The sequence below is a fragment of the Bacillus cereus group sp. RP43 genome, from assembly GCF_040459645.1.
In the GTDB taxonomy this organism is placed as follows: Bacteria; Bacillota; Bacilli; order Bacillales; family Bacillaceae_G; genus Bacillus_A; species Bacillus_A mycoides_C.
Genome location: NZ_JARVHQ010000001.1, coordinates 5,091,487 through 5,112,565 on the forward strand (window position 1 = coordinate 5,091,487; position 21,079 = coordinate 5,112,565).

A 21,079-nucleotide genomic window follows, 5' to 3' on the forward strand; every position below is an offset into this window, starting at 1 on the left:
TTGACTTTTATAATCGTTCGACTTTTTATTCGAAATAAATCTACATATATACATAGTATTTAATTTATTTAAAGCGAGTTGAAAGAATGTTCAGAAAATATAGGGTGATTTTGTAGAAGTATTGTACGTCTTAATTTATATTCAACAAAAAAAGACCATGCAAATTTGCATGATCTTTTTAGATGACCCGTACGGGATTCGAACCCGTGTTACCGCCGTGAAAGGGCGGTGTCTTAACCACTTGACCAACGGGCCGTTAAATTAAATATAGCGGCGGAGGGGATCGAACCCCCGACCTCACGGGTATGAACCGTACGCTCTAGCCAGCTGAGCTACACCGCCATGTCGTCGTATTTAACGGACAATTAGTATCTTACATCAGATATGTTTTAAAGTCAACACATCTCAAAAACTTTTTTAAAAATATATTCTCTCACATAAAAAAGTACCCGAGTAATTACTCTGGGTACCTCTCTATATGTTAAGAATTAAACGGACTTATTATCCGCGACGTGCGCCACGGCCACCACGTTTAGATTCTGTGTTACGCTTTAAAGAAGTTAAACGATCTTCACTATCTTTTAAAAAGCGTGCCATCTTTTGCTCAAATGTTTCTTTTGGAGCGCGTTCGTTACCGCCACCGCGGTTATCTCTGTTGGAAGAACGATTATTACGTTGTGGACGTCCAGAACGTTGTTGATCACCACCGCGTTGGTATTCACCACGTGGACGATCTCCTTCTGTTTTTTCACGCTCTTTCGCTTTCTTAATAGATAGGCCAATTTTGCCATCTTTTTCAACATTGATAACTTTTACTTCTACTTGGTCGCCTACTTTTAAGTGATCGTTAATATCTTTCACATAATTATCAGCAACTTCACTAATATGAACAAGACCTGTTAAGCCTTCTGGCAGCTCCACAAAAGCCCCAAAATTTGTAATACCTGTTACTTTACCCTGTAACTTGCTGCCTACCTCGATTGACATAAAAAAAATGCTCCTCCTTAGTGGTTAAAAAGTCAAATTTTACTTTATTATATATAATCCTAAAATGTAGTGTCAATAAGACATACTCTACTTAGAAACAGGAAAAATTATCTCCCCTTTTCCGGAGAAGAAATAATCCCTTCTAGCAATCTTTAAAACGTACTCTTCATCATTCAACTTTTGAACTTCATCTTTTAGATTCTTTTCTTTTTTCGTTAATGAATCCAGTTCTTTTTTCATGTCCTTAACTTTTGCTTCTTTTGCTTTAATGGAACTGTTTTGTTGATAAAACGTCACACTAATACTAGCAATAATTGTAAAAGCAAAGACAAGAAAAACCGCTAAACGGCGATAAAGTCGCTTCCTGTTCTCATCCGTTTGTATTATATGTTCTTTAACAGGATTTGGACTCTGTTTTTCGATTGTTCTTTGTCTCAGTTCCCTCATTTCCGAGGTCCCCCTAACTTCTTTTTTATACGCTCCCATAATTGGAAGATATGTCCCTTCAATTTTGCTACATATTGCAGGAACCCTACATGCTTCATTATAAAAAGTTTAACACGATTAGGGAGAAGTTTCCATATGAGCAAAGCAATAAATCGAACAGGCGAGAAAAAAACTTTCCATATGAAAAGTAATATCCAAATCACCATTTTCCATAACACATGTCCAATTGAAAGCAGTATACGAAATAAGAATAATATAAATGCAATAAATAGCTGCGCTATAATAATAACAGGTTTTATCATGAGTAGCTGTATAATTCGAACAAAAAATTGTGTTGTTTGCACAAAAATATAGATGAGAAAATTTAACATCTTCATGTATAGTGCTTTCAATAAGCTTTGATATGCTGCAAAACCACATAGTAACGCCAAAAATACATATATACGTAGTTCGGCTTCATTCACACGCAGTAATACATAAAAAACGAATAATGCTTGGACAATCCAAAATAGTATATCCTGTATAAATACAAGCCAACGTTTACGCTCTTGGCGCTTTAAAAACCGTTGATATGTATCTAAAGAGGCACCAATCCAAGCACCCATCCCAATCATTGAAAGCATTGTATACAACTGAATTGTTAGGCTCATTTAAACAACTTACTAAAGAAGCCTTTAGTTTTCTCCCCTTGGTTCTCATCAATATACAGCATCTCATGAACTTTCCCTTTAATTGATACAACACCCTTTTCTACATCTAAATTCTTCATTTGCAAATTTTGACCACGAATTGTTAAAAAACCCATTACAGTCTCAAGTAAAAACTCTTCGCTATCAAAACTCTCTACTTGCTTTACACCAGTAATATCGATTACACGCCTGCCACGCATGATAATATCATGCTCTACAGAAACATTTTGTTGATTAGAAGACATAGGTGAGTAACCATTATTCACGAAAATCCCCCCATAGCTTTATACTAGCTAATAGTAATGTATGAAGGGATAACCTATTTTAGAACAAGCCTTCTTCCGCTTTCACTTTTTCCTCACGAACGAGACTATACATGTTTGCTGCATCTTCTTTTTTAGTTGTTTCTTTCAATTCATTTACTTTCACAGTTACTATTTTTTGCCCGAAACGAATTGTTAATTCATCCTCTACCTTCACATCTGAACTCGCTTTTGCCACTTGACCATTAATCGAAATTCTTCCTTGGTCAGACACTTCTTTTGCTAATGTTCTTCTTTTAATTAAACGTGATACTTTCAAAAATTTATCTAGACGCATATCAAATCCCCCTATTAACGCTCTGTTTGTTTTGCCTCTTCCCATAAAACATCTAACTGTTCTAATGATAAATCTTGCATTTCCTTATTCATTTCAGCTACTTTTGCTTCCATGTATAAAAAGCGATCCATAAATTTCTCATTAGTTGAACGTAACGCTTCTTCTGGATCTAATTTATAATGACGAGCTATATTAACAAATGCAAATAGTAAATCACCAAATTCACCTAGCATCTTTTTCTCATCCATGTTTACAACTTCTTGTTGGAATTCTTGCCATTCTTCTAAGGCCTTCTCTATCATCGGCTGCACATCAACCCAATCAAATCCAACCTTTCCAGCTTTCTTCTGAATTTCATAAGCACGCATTAGCTGTGGCAAGCTGTTTGGAATACCCGCTAAAACAGATTCTTTCACGGATCCCTTTTCTTGTTTTTTAATTTCTTCCCAATTAGCAATCACTTCATCAGCATTATTTACATCCGTATTCCCAAACACATGCGGATGACGACGAACCATTTTCTCAGCTAAAGTCCGAATAATATCATCTATAGAGAACCAACCTTCATCCTCTCCAATTTGAGCATGAAGCATAACTTGTAATAGTATATCACCCAGTTCTTCTACTAAATGATCATCATCCTCTTCATCAATTGCTTCTAGCACTTCATACGCTTCTTCAATTAAGTATTTCTTTAAAGATTGATGAGTTTGCTTTTTATCCCATGGGCAACCATTCGGTCCACGCAGTTCCGCAATAATTGCTCTAAGCACATCAAACTGCTGATACAAAGACGCACGTTCCTTAACCGGAGGTACATATACACTCGTTAAATTATTTAACTCTGTTTCATGATCTAACATGTATAACGGTACCTTTTTTACTTGCTCAAATGAAGTCCCTGCAGCTGTTACAATATACACTTCGTAATCATCTGGCAAAATCTCCATTAACATCAGTTTCACATCTGAAGCAACGAACGCATCATACACTTGGCAAAAGATTAAATGTTGACGTAATTCTAATTGCCCTCTTTCAAATGATGTAGCATCAATTAATTGGAATCCCTCAATCGGATCAATTTTTAGACTTGCAAACATCGGATCAAGGAAACTTTGTCCACCTTCAATTCGCATTTCAATATTTGCTGCTTCTCCTTTTTCCAAAAGTAGCTGAACTGTTCTTTCTGCTACAAGCGGATGACCTGGAACAGCATAAATAATTTCTGCACCTTTAGCTTGTTCTAGCAATGTATTCGCGATTGTTTCATATACAATTTCAAATGTATCATGTGCCTCATATACATTATCAAAGGCTGTATACTTTATACCTTCTTTCTCCAATTCTTCTATAACTGGATGTTCCTTCGTTCTAACAAACATATGGTCTGCTTCTTTTATCTTTCGATATACACCCATCGTTAACTGATCTAACTCACCAGCACCTAATCCTAAAATAGTAATGATTCCACTCACAACCAGTCACCTCTATCCACTCTTCTTCAATGAACCTTCTTTTTTCTCTTGTTTCATAACGGTTCCTAATTCTTCTTTTGTAAATACACGTAATTTTAAAATTAAAAACATATATGCTAATCCGCCGATAGCTACACCTAACAGCGCTTCAAGCGTCGCAATTCCTCTATGTCCTGTATCAATTACTAATCCAGACATTCGCAACATACGCATAAAGATTATTAATACAAACCCCATACCGATACCACTAATAGCCACACCTAACATATTCCGCCTATCAATAAGCGGCTTCGATACAGCTCGCATAAGTAACACACTATTTAGCAAGGCAATTACAATAAGCGCAACTAAAGTTGCAATTGCAGCTCCCTTCACACCAAAATACGGCATTAATATATAATTCAAAGCTAGCTTTAAACACCCTCCAAATACAACGAATATTGCTGGTTTTAATGTTTGTCCCACTCCTTGCAAAATAGACGCAGTTGTAATTGACAATGAACTAAATAAAATAGATAAAGATAAAATAGATAATACATCTGATCCATCACTATTTTCAAACAACATAATATTTGTAGGTTGAATAATACAAGTTAATCCAATAGCAGCTGCAAATCCAATAACAAATGTTATTTTCATTGCTAACTTTACCTTTTCTTGAATAAATGAAAGATCTCCTCTTTCTTTCGCCGCTGTAATAATAGGAATAAGTGACAATGAGAAAGAAGTTGTCACAACAGTACCTAATTGCATAAGCGGGATACTTCTATCATAAACACCTTTTAGTACCTTTGCATTTTCAACTTGCTCTCCCGCGCGAATAAGCAAAGTATAAAAGGAAATAGAATCCGCCATTTGTATAAAAATAAGGACTAAATTACTAACACAAATCGCTAATCCCTGCCAAAAAAGAATTCGAATAATCCTTTTTTTACCTCTAATTCTCCTCCAACTTTTAAAGAAAATAGCCTGGAAATCATGACGCATATAAAGTAAAAGTACGATAATCCCAATAAGACCGCCTGCAATTGAACCTAGCATAGCACCCGCACCAACTGTATATAAATCAAATCCCTTAGCAATAAGAAATAGTGATAGAAATACAATAATAGAAACACGAATCGTTTGTTCAATTACTTGCGAAACAGCCGTCGGCATCATATTATTGAATCCTTGAAAATATCCTCTCGCTACAGATAAAAATGGCATTAGTAGGAATGAAAACGAAATAACACGTAATAATTTATCTAAATGTATATCACCCATAGCCGATGCAATTGTTTCGGCCCCAAAGAATAATGTGAAAAATCCTATAAAGCCAATTCCTAATAAAAACCAAAAAGATACACAAATAATTTCTTCTGCTTCTTTTTGTTTTCCTCGTTCTAATCTTTCTGCGACCATTTTTGAAATAATAATGGGAAACCCATAAGTAGCTAAAATTAAACAAAATCCATAAAACGGATAAATTTGTTGGTAAATATAAAAACCAACATCACCCGCTATATTTTGATATGGAATACGGTAAAAAGCGCTTAATACCTTCGTAATAAAACTTGCGATTGTTAATATAATAGCCCCACGCCAAAAGGCTTGGTACTTCTTCGCTTCCATACAAGAAAACTCCTTTTTCTATTCTCACCCCTCGTATTATATCACAAAGAAAAACTGGCTCTCCTTCATATTCCTTACATTCACTGACTTCTTTCAACAGCAAAAATATTCAATGAAAAAAGGTAGCAAAGCGCTACCTTCGTTCAATATACTTATTTCTCCAAATAGTTAATTTCTCAAATAGAAATGTCATAATTAGGAAAGATTGCCACTTATAGAAATTACACTTCACTACTGCTCCATTTGTTTCGCTAAAAAGCTTGCAGCTGTATTTACTGACTTATGCTCTACTTCACTTATAATAGCCTCTTTAGAGAAGATAACAACAGCTCCAATTGGATCCCCATTCGCAACAATCGGGCCAATTGTATAGGAGCTCACTTTTTCTGTTACTCCATCAATAATTGAAATTTCGCTTTCATCTGTCATAATTACAGACTTACGCTCTTCCATTGTCTTCTCAATTAAATCGCCAACACTTTTATTTAAGTATTCTTTTTTAGATACGCCTGCTACTGCGATAATAGAATCACGATCGCATACAAGCACATTATGTCCTAAGCTATCGTATAAAGCTTCCGTATATTCCTTTGCAAAATTACCTAGTTCACTAATTGGAGAATATTTTTTCAAAATCACTTCTCCATCGCGATCAACAAATATTTCTAGTGGGTCCCCTTCTCGAATACGTAAAGTTCTACGAATTTCCTTCGGGATTACTACCCTGCCTAAATCATCAATTCGACGTACGATTCCAGTTGCTTTCATTCTAATGCTGCCTCACTTTCTACTGATGATCAAAGTGGTGAATTTACCTGTTCATGTAAAAATCACCAACTATTAAACATAGTATTTTACACATTAGTTCTTCTATGCACGTCGAATTGTATTTTTTATCTTATATTAGGCATTTATTACTTCTTTTTTTACATCTGGTAAGCCTTTTAATAAATTTTCAGCAATTGTTAACCATTTCGACGTCTCTAATCCATTCGTTTTCATCACAATTTTCAATTGTGACCCCTCCATACCAAGACCGATCATACGACCAAAACTACTTCCTAGCATGAATAATTTTCCACCATCTATATTTTGGCTCGCTTGTTCAGAAAACAGGAATGTTACTTCAAATTTGTTTTGCTTAATTAACTCAATTTGTTCTTTCATCGCCAACACTTTAATGTTTGCAATTTGTAATAAATAACCAACTTCTTGTGGATAATCACCAAATCTGTCGATCATCTCTTCCTGCAACTCTTCAATATCTTCAATTGCAGAAATACCTCTAAATTGTTTATACATCATAATTTTTTGTTTACTATCTGAAATATACGCATCCGGTAAATATGCATCGACTTCTAAATCAATTTCAACATTAACGGTATTTTCAACTCCATCTGTTCCTCTACGTTGCTCAATTGCATCTTTTAACATTTGAGAATATAGATCAAATCCGACAGAATCAATAAATCCATGTTGTTCTGCCCCTAACAAATTACCCGCACCACGAATTGATAAGTCTCTCATCGCAATTTTGAAACCAGATCCAAGCTCTGTAAACTCTTTAATTGCCTGCAGACGCCTCTCTGCAACTTCCGATAACACTTTATCACGTTTGTATGCAAAGTAGGCATAAGCGACGCGATTAGAACGTCCAACACGACCACGAAGCTGATACAACTGTGATAATCCCATACGATCTGCATCAAATACAATTAATGTATTTACATTCGGAATATCTACACCCGTCTCAATAATTGTTGTACTTACAAGAACATCATGCTGCCCTTCTAAAAACGATAGCATAACAGACTCTAATTCACCTTCATTCATTTTCCCATGTGCGTATGTTACACGAGCATCTGGAACTAACATCGAAATTTCATCTGCTTTTCTTTCAATATCCTCTACACGGTTATATAGGAAGTAAATTTGACCGCCTCTTGCCAACTCTCGCTCTATCGCTTCTCGCATTAATGCTGGATTATACTCTACTACATATGTTTGTACCGGGAAACGATTCTCTGGTGGTGTCTCAATAACAGATAAATCGCGCACACCAAGCATAGACATATGAAGTGTACGCGGAATCGGAGTTGCCGTTAATGTTAACACGTCAACATTTGCTTTCAATTGTTTAATTTTTTCTTTATGCGTAACGCCGAATCTTTGTTCTTCATCAATAATAAGAAGTCCTAAATCTTTATACGTAACATCTTTAGATAAAATACGATGCGTTCCGATTACAATATCCACCGTTCCATCTTTTAAACCCTTAATCGTTTCATTTTGTTGTTTTCGTGTACGGAATCTACTTAGTAATCCTATATTAATCGGGTAATCTTGAAAACGCTCTCGAATTGTTTCATAGTGTTGTTGTGCAAGAATTGTTGTCGGTACTAAAATCGCAACTTGTTTTTCATCCATAATTGCTTTAAATGCCGCGCGAATAGCTACTTCGGTCTTTCCATATCCTACGTCGCCACAAAGAAGCCTATCCATCGGACGTCCGCGTTCCATATCTTTCTTAATCTCTTCAATAGAACGTAATTGATCCTCTGTCTCTTGATATGGGAAAGAAGATTCAAATTCTTGTTGTTCTGCCGTATCTGGTGTATATGCATAACCTTTCGAAGCTTCACGCTCGGCATATAATTTAATTAGATCATCTGCAATGTCTTGTACAGATTTTTCAACTTTCGTTTTGACCTTCTTCCAATCATTTCCGCCTAATTTATAAACTTTCGGTTCCTTACCTTCAGACCCTACGTATTTTTGCACTTGATCAATTTGTTCAATTGGAACGTATAACTTATCATTACCTTGATATTTAATATTTAAATAATCTTTATGAACACCATTAATCTCTAATGTCTCAATACCTAAAAATTTACCTATACCATGATTTACATGAACTACATGGTCTCCAACTTTTAATTCCGAATAACTTTTAATACGTTCAGCGTTAGATAACTTTTGCTTACGTTGTGATTTTTTAACCTTCTTATGAAAAAGTTCCTTTTCAGTAATGACAACAAACTTTTGCATCGGCATTTCAAAGCCTGCATGTAAATCACCTACAGCAATTTGTAACCTTCCAGGCAATAAGATATCTGTGGCCTCTACAATGTCTGCATCAATATCATAATCACTTAAAATATGTTGTAGTTTTTTTACACGTTCATCATCTGTTCCAAGTACAACGGTCGTAAAATTCCCTTCATTCCATCTATCAATTTCAGTTTTTAACAAATGCATCTGTCCGTGGAAATCTTGCATCGTTTTACATGTCACATTCACAATATTTTGAGGATGTGTGTGTGCTATATGGCGTAAGAATAACGTTAAATATACAAAACTTCTTTTTTTATTATGAAGAAACTCCTCAAACGAATGGGAGAAAGATAAATCCTGAATAATTGTTCCTTCGCCAAGAAGTGAGATATACCATTCCGCTTCTTCTGTTTCAAGATGTGATGCTGTTTCTTGAATACGGGAAATCTCATCTAAAATTACAACACCGTTCTCTGGTAAATAATCTATCAGACTAGCAGGTTCTTTATAGAAAATAGATAAATATTTAAACATCTGTTCTATACTCTGCCCGTTTTTCAACATTTCAATTTCATGACTAACCGTCTCAAGCACAGTAGTCTTTAATTTATCATCGGAAAGCTTTTGCATCGTCTTAGTCAAACCTTCTTCAAGATGCTTAATTCCCGATTTCAATTCTTCCTGTGAAAATAAAAACTCTGTTGCTGGACCGAACTTAACACTTTCCTTTTTATCTTGAGAGCGCTGTTCATCCACATCAAACAATCGAATAGAATCGACTTCTGTATCGAAGAGTTCAATACGAAACGGTAATTCTTCCGTTAATGGGTAAATATCTAATATTCCCCCGCGTAAACTGAACTCTCCTGGAGCTTCTACCATTGACTTACGCTCGTAGCCAATATGATGTAAAGTATGCAAAAGTGCATCTAAATCAATCTCTTGCCCTAGATTGATTTCAATTTGCCTTTGCTTCCATAATTCTTTTATTGGTAAAAATCTACGTAGCCCTGCAACTGGCGCTACAATAATCCCATTCTCTCCCGCCGCTAAGCGATTTAACACTTCAATACGCTGCGCCTTCAATTCTGGACTTGCAACACCAACTTCCGATGCTATCAATTCATTTACCGGATATAGCCAAACATCTTTTTCACCAAGTAACGCCACTAAATCTTCATGTACTTTTTGTGCTTGGTATAAATTGTGCGTCACAATAAGTTGTGATTGCTTTGTTTTTTTATATAAAGCTGCCATTAATAATGAACGAGAGGATGTTGCCATACCCGATACAAGTTGTTCTTTCAACCCATCCTCTAGCCCATTAATAACCGATTGTATTTCTTCATTTTTATAAAATTGCTCTAATAAACCTATCATTTTCAAAACTCCTCTCAACATAAAGAGCAAGTTACTATATTTTATGCAAATATTTTGGAAAAAGAAAACAGAAAAATGCTTTGGACATGCCAAAGCGACAACATTTTATTGCAGAAATTTTTCATATTCATAATACTCAGGATAAGATGCGAGCGTTTCCTGACACGATTCACAAATCGTTTTTATATATATATTTCCATTCTCATGAAAATGAATCATATCCACTACTTCTTGCTCTGTTAGTTGAAACAAAACGTCGCTATATACTTTTTCTGCGATAATGGAGCCCACATTACTTCCGCAATGTCTACAGTAATAATAACCTTCCATACTAGCCTCCTAAATATCCAATTGCTACTAGTATGGGATAAAACAAAATAAAATATTCCGGATTGTGCGCTTAACCATTAAAAGTATTCATGATTTGGAGAAAAGGTTTATTTAACCATTCCTCACATGCATCTGCTGCATTTTCAATGGATTGATTAACGCCAGCTATTTCTTCAGATGTAAAACGCCCTAATACGTAATCCACTACTTTCATCCCATTTTTTGGACGATCGATTCCCATACGGATACGTTGAAATTCTTGTGTTCCTAAATGTGAAATTGTTGATTTCACACCATTATGTCCACCCGCACTACCTTTCATGCGAAGGCGTAATTTACCTACAGGAATATCTAAATCATCATACATAACAATGAAGTCCTCAACATCAATTTTATAATAATCCATGAGCGGACGGATACTTTCCCCAGATAAATTCATATATGTAAGTGGCTTTAGTAAGATTACTTTTTCCCCATTGACAAAACCTGCACCAAATAATCCTTTAAACTTTTGTTCATTCAAAGAAATACTCCAACGCTTTGCAAGCTCATCGATCGCCATAAATCCAATATTATGCCTTGTTAATTCATATTCTCTACCTGGGTTCCCAAGTCCTACTATTAATTTCATTCTTGTACCACTACTTTCTTTTTTCGATACGAAAAGACGTAACCAAGCTTGGTTACGTCTCATTCTATCCAATTAATTGAATAATACACTTACAGATTCTTCTTCGTATACACGAATGATTGCTTCTCCGATTAATGGAGCAACTGAAAGTTCATGTACTTTATCAATTTTCTTCTCTTCTGGTAATACGATAGAGTTCGTTACAACTAACTCTTTAATATTCGAATTTTGAATACGTTCAATTGCTGGACCAGATAATACTGGGTGTGTACAGCAAGCATATACTTCAGAAGCGCCGTTCTCAACAAGAGCATTTGCCGCTAATGTAATTGTACCAGCTGTATCAATGATGTCATCAATTAAAATTGCTGTTTTGCCTTCGATGTTACCGATAATGTTCATTACCTCCGATACATTCGGACGAGGACGACGCTTATCAATAATAGCGATTGGCGCTTTTAGGCGATCCGCCATTTTTCTAGCACGAGTTACACCACCGTGATCAGGAGATACGATTACGATATCTTTAAGGCCTTTTGTTTCAAAGTAATCTGAAAGAATCGGTACACCCATTAAGTGGTCGATCGGGATATCAAAGAATCCTTGAATTTGTGGAGCATGTAAATCTAGAGTGATTACACGAGTTGCACCTGCTGTTTCAAGCAAGTTTGCTACAAGTTTCGATGTAATTGGTTCACGAGAACGCGCTTTACGGTCTTGACGCGCATAACCATAGTAAGGAATAACAATATTAATTGTTTTTGCAGATGCACGTTTTAATGCATCAATCATAATAAGTAATTCCATGATATGTTCGTTTACTGGGAAGCTTGTAGATTGAATAATGAATACATCGCAACCACGGATACTTTCTTCAATGTTAATTTGAACTTCTCCATCACTAAAACGATCAACAGAACATTTTCCTAGTCCTACTCCAATATGCTTTGCGATTTGCTCAGCAAGTTCCTTATTAGAGTTTAAAGAGAATACTTTCAAATTAGAATTTAGATATTGAGTCGACATCTAGATTAACCCTCCACATTATGATTTTTTCTTATTCAGCAATTGATCAACATAGTCTTCTTTGTTAACTTGACGCGCACGTGCTACAGATAATGCTTTTGACGGAACATTCTCTGTTATTGTAGAGCCTGCTGCCACATAAGCACCATCTTCAACTGTTACAGGAGCAACAAGGTTTGAATTACATCCAATAAATACCCCGTTACCAATTACAGTTTTAAATTTATTCTTGCCGTCGTAGTTCACCGTAATTGAACCACAACCAAGATTCACGTCTTCTCCAACTTGTGCATCCCCGATATAACTTAAGTGTGAAGCTTTACTTCTATTACCAAAAACAGTTTTTTTGATTTCTACGAAGTTTCCAACGCGCACTTCATCTCCAATAACTGAATCTGGGCGAATATGTGCAAATGGACCAACCGATACTTCTGTACCAAGTTTGCTGTCATGTACAGTAGATTGACGAATTACCGTACGATCTCCAATTTCACTATCGCGAATTACTGTATGCGGTCCAATTTCACAATCAGAACCAATTACAGTGTTACCCTCAATAACCGTTCCTGGGTGAAGAACTGTATCACTACCAATAATTGCATCAGCAGAAATGTATGTGTTACTTGGATCAATAATTGTAACACCATTTACCATATTCTTTCGGTTGATACGATTTTTCATAATAATTTCCGCTTGCGATAGAGCGACTCTGTCGTTAACACCTAACGTTTCATCGAAGTGCTCTGTTTGATAAGCTGATACAATATGACCTTCATTTTTTAAAATTTCAATAACGTCCGGAAGGTAATATTCGCCCTGTACATTATCATTTGAAACTTTAGAAAGTGAAGCAAATAAAGCTTTATTATCAAAACAATACGTACCTGTATTGATTTCTTTAATAGCTAATTCTTTTTCATTTGCATCCTTATGCTCAACAATCTTTTCAACATGACCATTCTCATTACGAACGATACGGCCATATCCAGCAGGCTCTTCTATGTAAGCTGTTAGTACCGTTGCCATTGCTCCCGCTTCTTCGTGTTGCTGAAGCAATGCTTCCATCGTTTCAGCAGTTATTAGAGGTGTATCACCACAAATAACTAAAGTTGTTCCTTCTTCATTTGCAAGTACACTTGCAGCTTGATCGACAGCATGAGCTGTACCAAGTTGTTCTGCTTGTAATGCAAACTCACTTACGTTTCCTAGCTGTTCTTGTACCTTTTCAGCACCATGTCCAACGACCGTTACAAGTTTCTGCAATCCTAATTGAGATACTTCATTGACTACATGTTGTACCATTGGTTTTCCACATACAGGATGCAGCACTTTGTATAGCTTGGACTTCATACGTGTGCCTTTACCTGCAGCTAGAATCACTGCAAATCTGTTTGACATATAGACCCTCCATCGCAACCTATTTATCCATTAACGATATTATCCTAAATCATCATATATTTCAAGAAACACATTATAACTATTAAATTTTACCATAATTCTTATAAGATGTTTTACTCTTTAGTATCTTTTTTAAGGAATAAGCTATACTATTTTAAATGATTTTGAAAAAATTAGAAGTTTTTCATCTTTATTTTTTCAAAATATGAATTTTTACAATTAGAAACGTATATTATTCAAAAAAAAAACAAACTCCTGTAAATGCTTACAGGAGTTTGCTACAAAATTATAAGGCTTTCTTTCAAAAGCCCTTTTTATTCGAATTTTACGAAGCGCCTGCTTCTTCAAACTCAACCTCTTCTAACTCGCCTAAACGATGATACTCTGTTAAAACCGCATCTTGAATTTTAGAGCGTGTATTAGAATTAATTGGATGTGCAATGTCACGGAATTCTCCATCTGGAGTACGTTTACTTGGCATTGCTACAAATAATCCATTATTACCATCAATTACACGAATATCATGAACAACAAATTCATGGTCTAGAGTAATAGAGGCAATTGCTCTCATGCGGCCTTCTGTGTTTACGCGGCGTAATCTTACGTCAGTCACTTCCATCTTGTGTTCACCACCCTTTTCTAAATAAGCGATATATTTGTATAAATTCCACAAAATTTCTATTTTCCCTTTAATTTTTTAAAAATTTTTAAGATAAAAATTTTTATTGTAGTTGAATATAAAGATTAGTAGAGATTATCGCTTACAAAAGGTTACTTAACTAGGGCAATTACTTCGATTTCAACAGAAACATCTTTCGGTAATTTTGCTACTTGCACACAAGAACGCGCTGGTTTATGAGTAGAGAAATAAGAACCGTATACTTCATTAACAGCATTAAAATCATCCATATCCTTTAAGAATACTGTTGTTTTTACCACTGTATCAAATGAAGCACCAGCTTCTGTTAATACTGCTTGTAAATTTTCAAATACTTGCTCTGTTTGTACTGTTACATCTCCTGTTACAAGTTCTCCACTTGCCGTTAACGGAATTTGTCCTGAACTATAGAACATATTATTTACAATAATCCCTTGTGAATATGGTCCGATTGCTTGTGGTGCTTTACTTGTTTGAACAACTTTCATACTTTTCACCCTTTTATTATTTATTTTTACTCTTTAAAAATAGTGTACCAAAGGCAGTTTGTCCATCTATTTTGTAATTTATAAATAGAGATAAAAAAAGGTAAAGCTATCTGCTTTACCTTTTTACTCAGCCTCTACAAGCCCTTTATCAAATGGTGCAAGTGAATAATTCCCCTTTTCCACTTGAATCGCTTTTTCTTTCACATCAACTTCTGACAGACGAATTAATGATACAAAGTTATTAATAAGTCTTTCTTCAATATCCGTAGACTCTACTAATACGCCAATTCCAACAACATTAGCTTTAAACTCTTCTAGCATGCTCATCATACCTTGAATGGTTCCGCCAGCTTTCATAAAATCATCAATAATTAAAACATTGGACCCTTCTGGAAGGCTACGCTTTGCTAAAGTCATCGTTTGGATTCGCTTAGAGGAACCTGATACGTAGTTAATACTAACAGTGGGTCCTTCTGTTACCTTATTATCTTTTCTCGCAATTACTACCGGTACATCTAAGTAGTTCGCTACTGCATAAGCAAGCGGAATTCCTTTTGTCGCTACCGTCATAACCGCATCAATTGGCTGCCTAGCAAAAACAGAAGCAAATAAACGACCTGCGCCATTAATCTGGCGAGGATTACTTAAAAGATCCGTCATATATAAGTAACCGCCAGGCAAAATACGGTCTGGGTTTTCAAATAAGCTACAGAGCTCATTAATAATCAGATTCGCCTCTTCTTCACTTATATATGGAATATATTTCACTCCTCCTGCTGCTCCTGGTACCGTTTGCAATGTGCCGACTCCTTGTTGTTCAAACGTTTGCTTAATAATAACTAAATCTTCACTAATGGAAGATTTAGCCGATTGATACCTTTCAGCAAAAAAAGTGAGAGAAACTAGCTGACGAGGATTTTGTAACAAGTAATAAGTCAGATCAACCAATCTTGTACTTCGTCTAATTTTCACACTCTCACCTCAAATCACGAATATTCTAAACAAATCATAACGTATTATACGTCTTTATTCAAGCGTTTCTCGCTCTCCTAATAAACGAACTGCATATACTTGTTCGCAAAATCCTTTTAATCCGTTATATATACGATGCATTCGCGAATCATGGTGTACAAGACCAAATACAGTTGGACCACTTCCACTCATTAATACGGCATCCGCACCGAATCGTTTCATCTGCGCCTTAATACGTGCAACCTCAGGATGCATCACAAACGTAACATCTTCTAAAACGTTACCAACAGTATCACAAATTCCTTTATAGTCCCCGTCATTAATGACTTCAACCATTTTATCTACATTTGGATGTGTAACACGATTTAATTTTAAATTTCCGTACACATCAGCAGTAGATACACCGATGTGGGGCTTTGCTAAAATAACCCAACAAGAAGGTGGAGTCTTTATATGTTCAATTTTTTCTCCTCTTCCAGTGGCAATTGCAGTTCCGCCATATACACAGAACGATACATCTGACCCAATTGCTGCGCCAAGCTCTGCTAACTCCTCAATTGTCAGCCCCAAATTCCATAACTTATTAAGGCCACGTAATGTCGCTGCTGCATCACTACTTCCACCTGCTAATCCAGCGGCTACTGGAATCGTTTTTTCAATAGTAATAGATACACCTTTTTTTACATTAAACTTCTCTTTTAATAATTTCGCTGCTTGATAAGCTAAATTGCGTTGGTCGTCTGGGACATACCGATTATGGGACAAAATTTCAATACGGTCTTCTGCTAATTCCATTAGCTCTAAACGATCTGCTAAGTCTATTGTTGTCATAATCATTTTCACTTCATGATATCCATCTTGTCTTTTTCCCAGTACATCTAACGACAGATTAATCTTTGCTGGTGCTTTCACTAGTAGCTTCAATCTATTCACCCACTCTATGTACTCAATCTTTTATCGTTTATTTTACCATAAATTTATAGTAAGACGATGACACTTCCCTAATTATAACGAAAAGCATTCAGAATGAAACTACTTATGTCAAATGACGGCACCTTTTAGCGTGCAAAAAGCCGAGGAATCTCTCCTCGGCTACCGTAGCATAGAAAGTATCTTACAACTACTGGTTTCGTTTCATTAATTGCTGTTCTGCAATTTCTATAGCACGTTTCACCATATTACCAGCATCTTTCGCACGAATTCCGCCCCATCCTTCTTTCTGAACAACATCATAAAAGCCAAGCTCTTTTGCAAGCTCTTCTTTAAATTGATTTGACATGACTCCTCTTCGTCTACTCAATGCAGAGTCCCTCCTTATTTTGCTACGGTATAATTAGTATGCAAAATAATATAGCTTTTCATTTGTGGGAATATATGTAACAAACAACACATTAATTATAAAATGCTTCATTATGAGGTTCATCGTAAAATGTTAACTCTACTGTCTCTGTTAAAACATCTGCATAACTATAAGATACGCGTTGCAATGCATCTTCTTGCTGATCTAACTGTACAACAAACACAGAACGATACGTTTCTGCAAGTACACCTGATTGCTCCACAGTTTTTCTTCTTCCACTATTCGCCTTTAACATAAGTCGCTGTCCAAGATGGTGATCTAATTCGCTTTTAATTTCATCTAAACGTTTTGACATATACCTTGCTACACCTCGCTGTAATTTAGATTGAACACTTAAAACACGATATATCTATCCCAATTATTAACCGCAATTTACAGACAATATCATTATAAAAGCATCATGCGTTCAAATAGATGGAAAAAATACTATATTGTACAAGTATCATTGTATAGTCTGCACGTTCTTGTCTCTTTTTATCCAGATTCATTTAAATCATTTCCGCATGAAAAAGCAAGATACGTATGTACCTTGCTCATTCATCATAATGTTGAAAGGGTAATCCCGTTCGTAAAATTCCTCTTGTTTCAATTCCGCCTAGTCCCTTTTCACCAGTAATTGTATTACGCACAACGTCCCATACATTGACTCTTTCCATAAATGAGGTGAAACTAACTTTGCCAACTACATATACCGGATCTAGAGCATGAATATTAATTCTAGACGGTGAACTAGCGAAATTAGCACCTGCTCGGATCAACGCCTCAAAGTGTGATTGACAAGCCCCAGCAAAAATAACGAGTTGATCTAATGATGGATACTTTTTTCGCACTTCTCGAACAGCCTGTACAAAATGTCTAGAATGTCTATATGCTGCTAAATCTCCCATAACTCCTTTTGACTTTGTATATGCATCATGTCCTGTAATAACTAAAATGTCTGGGCGAAAATGATCTATTAAGTCTACTACCTTTTCATGCATCTCTGTTTCCTTACAATGAATACCTTGAACAGGAACGCCTATTTTATTATATAAATCTAAGCACTTGCGCAAATATAAAGGATCTCCGTCTATATGCAATACACGCCCTGGCATTTGAAAATAATTCACTTCACTTGTATATCCACCAGTTGAATTATGTTCATGTCTTTGTTTCATCAACACGTAATCTTGCTGAAACAACCGGTAAGTACGCTCCATTGTTTCTTTTTCACGCTTCACTCTTTTTTTATGTTCTCGTTGATCTATACTAATTAAATCTGCAAGTGGTGCATCCGCCACAAGTCTAATTTCCTCTCCAAATAATATTGCCATATCGCCTTTTATTTCTATAACACGAAAAAGAATATCCCTATTATGAGAATATCGTTCAACTAATTCTCCAACATGTAAAGCCATTCTCCTACCTCCAAACTCGTTAGGCCATCTTACCTGTTTTTAAAGTATGAATTTAGGAAAAGAAAGGTGACAAAAGGGACAGCTCAAGTTGAACTGTCCCTTTCATATTCTTATGACAATTTATGAAGAATTAATGCATTACTTAATGTTGCAAACTCTTCGATAGATAACGTTTCGCCTCTTCGCTTCGGATCAATTCCTACTTCTGTTAAAATTCGATCCAACAGCTCTTTATCTTTCGGGAAACCATTTAAATTATTTGATAAATTATTCATTAAAGTTTTACGACGCTGTGCGAAACTTGCTCGTACTACTTCAAAGAAGAAAGTTTCATCCGTCACTTCTACAACCGGCTTAGGACGCTTTAGAAGACGGATAATCGCAGAATCAACATTTGGTTGTGGCACAAACACTGTACGTGGTACAGTCATAACTGTTTCTACCTCTGTATAATACTGAATGGCAATTGATAAAGAACCATACTCTTTCGTTCCTGGTTTAGCAGCTAAACGATCCCCAACTTCTTTTTGCATCATAACAACAAATCCACGAACCGGTAATTTTTCTTCAAGCAATTTAAATAAAATTGGTGTTGTAATGTAGTATGGTAAGTTAGCTACTACCATTACATCTTGTCCTTCTTCGAATTGCTCACTAAACACTTCATGTACATCTGCTTTTAGTACATCTTTATTTATGACTGTAACGTTGCTATATGGAGCTAACGTCTCGTCTAAAATTGGTAATAATCTCTGATCAATTTCAAAAGCCACTACTTTTTTAGCACGCTTCGCCAATTGCTCTGTTAACGCACCGATACCTGGTCCAATTTCAATTGCGCCACTTTCTGAACCGATTTCTGCGTGATCAACGATACGATTTAATACATTTGTATCAATTAAAAAATTTTGTCCTAAACTTTTTTTGAATGAAAATCCATATTTTTCAACAATGTCTTTCGTACGATTTGGTGTTGCGATATCCTTCATTTTTTTTCCTCCTGTATTACTTGCTTATAAGCTTCTGCAAATGATTCCTTTGAAACTTGAAACATTTGTAAACGTTTATGTAACTGTTTTGCGTTTGTATAACCAATCTTTAATAGCTTACCCACTCTTTCTCTGCGACCCTTTGCCATTTCTCCGCCCACTAAGCCCGCATCGACTAGATCACTCCAACTAATTTCACTTGTGTAAGCTTCCATTTCTTCATGTATATTCTCTAAAGCACGGCGAATCGACTCATTAGAAGCATGTTCGATTCCAACACCTTTTTTTCTTTTAGCAAGTGCTTCTTCCTTCGTTAAAAAAGCATGCTTACATCCGGGAACCTTGTCAGAAATAATTTTTCGAATACGCTCTCCAGGATAATCCGGATCTGTGAAAATAATAACGCCTCGTTTTTGCTGCGCTAATTTAACTTGCTCAATAACATGATCACCGATTGCTGAACCGTTCGTTTCGATTGTATCCGCATCAACAGCACGTTTAATCGCAACTGTATCATCTTTACCCTCTACAACGATAATCTCTTTAATTTTCATGCTTGCCTCCACACTCTTTTCATCTCTACTTAGTAAAACAAAAAAATGACGACTTTTCCATTATTATTTTCCCAATCTTACATTTTAAAAAGTAGAAGAGAAAAATCTTTGTTCACTATCCTTATTGTAACACTTCTATCTCCATCTTAATTTATCCGCAATATTTCTATACTTATGTTATGAGTAAATAGTGGGTTCTTATCATTTCTACTATCTCTCTTCTCAAAAAACAAAAAAAGAATGGGACTCCCCATTCTTTTTTATTCAACACCAAATAAGGCTTTGGCATTCTTTGTTGTTACTTGTGCTACTTCGTCATAAGAAATTCCTTTTAAATTCGCAATTTCTTCTGCTACCAGTTTTACATAACTCGGTTCATTTCGTTTCCCTCGAAATGGATGTGGTGTTAAATATGGACAATCTGTCTCTATCAATAATTTTTCTAACGGAATCTCCATAGCAACTTCTTTCGGTTTCTTGGCATTTTTAAATGTTACTGGCCCACCTAATGAAATTAAAAAATTCATATCGACACATCGCTGCGCTACTTCTACACTACCGCTAAAGCAATGCATAATGCCTCCTACTTCAGCTGCATTCTCTTCCTCTAGGATGTCAACAATATCTTGAGTTGCATCGCGGTTATGTATAATAATCGGCAATTTCACCTTTTTCGCTAATGCAATTTGTTTACGGAATACTTCCTTCTGTATTTCTTTTGGAGACTTATCCCAGTGGTAATCTAATCCCATTTCTCCAATTGCAACTACTTTAGGATGGGCAGCTAATTCTTCTAACCAAGCTAAATGTTCTTCTTTCATGTCGATTGCATCAACCGGATGCCATCCAACTGCAGCATAAATAAAATCATAAGCCTCTGCCAATTCAATTGCTTTCTTTATCGTTACTTCATCAAATCCAACAACAACCGTATATGTAACTCCCGCTTCTTTCATTCTCGCGATAACTTCTTGTAAATCTTCTTCAAATTGCTCTGCATTTAAATGTGAATGTGTATCAAACAACATAA

At 35.8% G+C, this 21,079-nt stretch carries 23 protein-coding genes and 2 tRNA genes; all 25 read right to left on the bottom strand.

What is annotated here, in order from left to right; translation table 11 throughout:
* Nucleotides 1–183 precede the first annotated feature (183 nt).
* The 25 genes from QCI75_RS26460 to QCI75_RS26580 all read right to left on the bottom strand — a co-directional run bounded on the left by QCI75_RS26460 (nt 184) and on the right by QCI75_RS26580 (nt 21,077).
* Nucleotides 184–255, bottom strand: a tRNA-Glu gene (locus QCI75_RS26460).
* Between the two features lie 13 nt (nt 256–268).
* Nucleotides 269–342, bottom strand: a tRNA-Met gene (locus tag QCI75_RS26465).
* Between the two features lie 159 nt (nt 343–501).
* Nucleotides 502–987: a S1 domain-containing RNA-binding protein gene (locus QCI75_RS26470; protein WP_002009683.1), complete on the bottom strand. Its 486-nt coding sequence runs from the start codon at nt 985–987 to the stop codon at nt 502–504.
* Nucleotides 988–1,074: 87 nt separating this feature from the next.
* Complete coding sequence (gene divIC, locus QCI75_RS26475; RefSeq protein WP_002124547.1) at nt 1,075–1,434, bottom strand: cell division protein DivIC; 360 nt, start codon at nt 1,432–1,434, stop codon at nt 1,075–1,077.
* Complete coding sequence (gene yabQ / locus QCI75_RS26480; RefSeq protein ID WP_098779709.1) at nt 1,431–2,084, bottom strand: spore cortex biosynthesis protein YabQ; 654 nt, start codon at nt 2,082–2,084, stop codon at nt 1,431–1,433. The genes divIC and yabQ overlap by 4 nt, the downstream gene beginning before the upstream one ends.
* Nucleotides 2,081–2,389, bottom strand: a complete 309-nt coding sequence (gene yabP / locus QCI75_RS26485; protein WP_001059101.1) for a sporulation protein YabP — start codon at nt 2,387–2,389, stop codon at nt 2,081–2,083. Before yabP ends, yabQ begins: the two co-directional genes overlap by 4 nt.
* A 58-nt stretch (nt 2,390–2,447) precedes the next feature.
* Nucleotides 2,448–2,723, bottom strand: coding sequence for an RNA-binding S4 domain-containing protein (locus QCI75_RS26490; protein ID WP_002009677.1), 276 nt, complete (start codon nt 2,721–2,723; stop codon nt 2,448–2,450).
* 14 nt (nt 2,724–2,737) lie between these two features.
* Complete coding sequence (gene yabN / locus QCI75_RS26495; RefSeq protein ID WP_144505697.1) at nt 2,738–4,198, bottom strand: bifunctional methyltransferase/pyrophosphohydrolase YabN; 1,461 nt, start codon at nt 4,196–4,198, stop codon at nt 2,738–2,740.
* A gap of 12 nt (nt 4,199–4,210) precedes the next feature.
* Nucleotides 4,211–5,812, bottom strand: a complete 1,602-nt coding sequence (locus QCI75_RS26500) for a putative polysaccharide biosynthesis protein (RefSeq protein WP_144505695.1) — start codon at nt 5,810–5,812, stop codon at nt 4,211–4,213.
* A gap of 231 nt (nt 5,813–6,043) precedes the next feature.
* Nucleotides 6,044–6,580, bottom strand: coding sequence for a stage V sporulation protein T (spoVT, locus tag QCI75_RS26505; RefSeq protein ID WP_000648312.1), 537 nt, complete (start codon nt 6,578–6,580; stop codon nt 6,044–6,046).
* Between the two features lie 135 nt (nt 6,581–6,715).
* A complete protein-coding gene (gene mfd, locus QCI75_RS26510) occupies nt 6,716–10,246 on the bottom strand; it encodes a transcription-repair coupling factor (RefSeq protein WP_144505693.1) in 3,531 nt (1,176 codons plus the stop codon).
* Between the two features lie 105 nt (nt 10,247–10,351).
* On the bottom strand, nt 10,352–10,576 hold the full coding sequence (locus tag QCI75_RS26515; protein WP_002091576.1) for an anti-sigma-F factor Fin family protein: 225 nt from the start codon (nt 10,574–10,576) through the stop codon (nt 10,352–10,354).
* A gap of 70 nt (nt 10,577–10,646) precedes the next feature.
* A complete protein-coding gene (gene pth, locus QCI75_RS26520; RefSeq protein ID WP_337692281.1) occupies nt 10,647–11,207 on the bottom strand; it encodes an aminoacyl-tRNA hydrolase in 561 nt (186 codons plus the stop codon).
* Nucleotides 11,208–11,279: 72 nt separating this feature from the next.
* On the bottom strand, nt 11,280–12,233 hold the full coding sequence (locus QCI75_RS26525) for a ribose-phosphate diphosphokinase (protein WP_000107420.1): 954 nt from the start codon (nt 12,231–12,233) through the stop codon (nt 11,280–11,282).
* Between the two features lie 18 nt (nt 12,234–12,251).
* Entirely contained in the window at nt 12,252–13,631 is a 1,380-nt protein-coding gene (glmU, locus tag QCI75_RS26530) for a bifunctional UDP-N-acetylglucosamine diphosphorylase/glucosamine-1-phosphate N-acetyltransferase GlmU (protein ID WP_002091584.1), read from the bottom strand.
* A 325-nt stretch (nt 13,632–13,956) separates the two neighbouring features.
* Nucleotides 13,957–14,250: a septation regulator SpoVG gene (spoVG, locus tag QCI75_RS26535; protein WP_000454042.1), complete on the bottom strand. Its 294-nt coding sequence runs from the start codon at nt 14,248–14,250 to the stop codon at nt 13,957–13,959.
* 152 nt (nt 14,251–14,402) lie between these two features.
* Nucleotides 14,403–14,777, bottom strand: coding sequence for a RidA family protein (locus QCI75_RS26540; RefSeq protein WP_070140504.1), 375 nt, complete (start codon nt 14,775–14,777; stop codon nt 14,403–14,405).
* Between the two features lie 123 nt (nt 14,778–14,900).
* On the bottom strand, nt 14,901–15,749 hold the full coding sequence (purR, locus tag QCI75_RS26545; protein WP_002144539.1) for a pur operon repressor: 849 nt from the start codon (nt 15,747–15,749) through the stop codon (nt 14,901–14,903).
* Between the two features lie 54 nt (nt 15,750–15,803).
* On the bottom strand, nt 15,804–16,673 hold the full coding sequence (gene ispE, locus QCI75_RS26550; protein ID WP_144505689.1) for a 4-(cytidine 5'-diphospho)-2-C-methyl-D-erythritol kinase: 870 nt from the start codon (nt 16,671–16,673) through the stop codon (nt 15,804–15,806).
* Nucleotides 16,674–16,869: 196 nt separating this feature from the next.
* Nucleotides 16,870–17,049, bottom strand: coding sequence for an acid-soluble spore protein SspF (gene sspF, locus QCI75_RS26555; RefSeq protein ID WP_002094215.1), 180 nt, complete (start codon nt 17,047–17,049; stop codon nt 16,870–16,872).
* Nucleotides 17,050–17,140: 91 nt separating this feature from the next.
* Nucleotides 17,141–17,404 (bottom strand): biofilm formation stimulator Veg, encoded by a 264-nt coding sequence (veg, locus tag QCI75_RS26560; protein WP_144505687.1) that lies wholly within the window; start codon nt 17,402–17,404, stop codon nt 17,141–17,143.
* 238 nt (nt 17,405–17,642) lie between these two features.
* Nucleotides 17,643–18,506: a sporulation peptidase YabG gene (gene yabG, locus QCI75_RS26565; protein ID WP_098779726.1), complete on the bottom strand. Its 864-nt coding sequence runs from the start codon at nt 18,504–18,506 to the stop codon at nt 17,643–17,645.
* A 110-nt stretch (nt 18,507–18,616) separates the two neighbouring features.
* Nucleotides 18,617–19,495, bottom strand: a complete 879-nt coding sequence (rsmA, locus tag QCI75_RS26570; protein ID WP_002091590.1) for a 16S rRNA (adenine(1518)-N(6)/adenine(1519)-N(6))-dimethyltransferase RsmA — start codon at nt 19,493–19,495, stop codon at nt 18,617–18,619.
* Entirely contained in the window at nt 19,492–20,049 is a 558-nt protein-coding gene (gene rnmV / locus QCI75_RS26575; protein ID WP_353761457.1) for a ribonuclease M5, read from the bottom strand. Before rnmV ends, rsmA begins: the two co-directional genes overlap by 4 nt.
* Before the next feature lie 260 nt (nt 20,050–20,309).
* Nucleotides 20,310–21,077 carry a TatD family hydrolase gene (locus tag QCI75_RS26580; RefSeq protein ID WP_002091591.1) on the bottom strand — a complete coding sequence of 256 codons (768 nt, stop codon included), beginning with the start codon at nt 21,075–21,077 and terminating at the stop codon, nt 20,310–20,312.
* Nucleotides 21,078–21,079 lie beyond the last annotated feature (2 nt).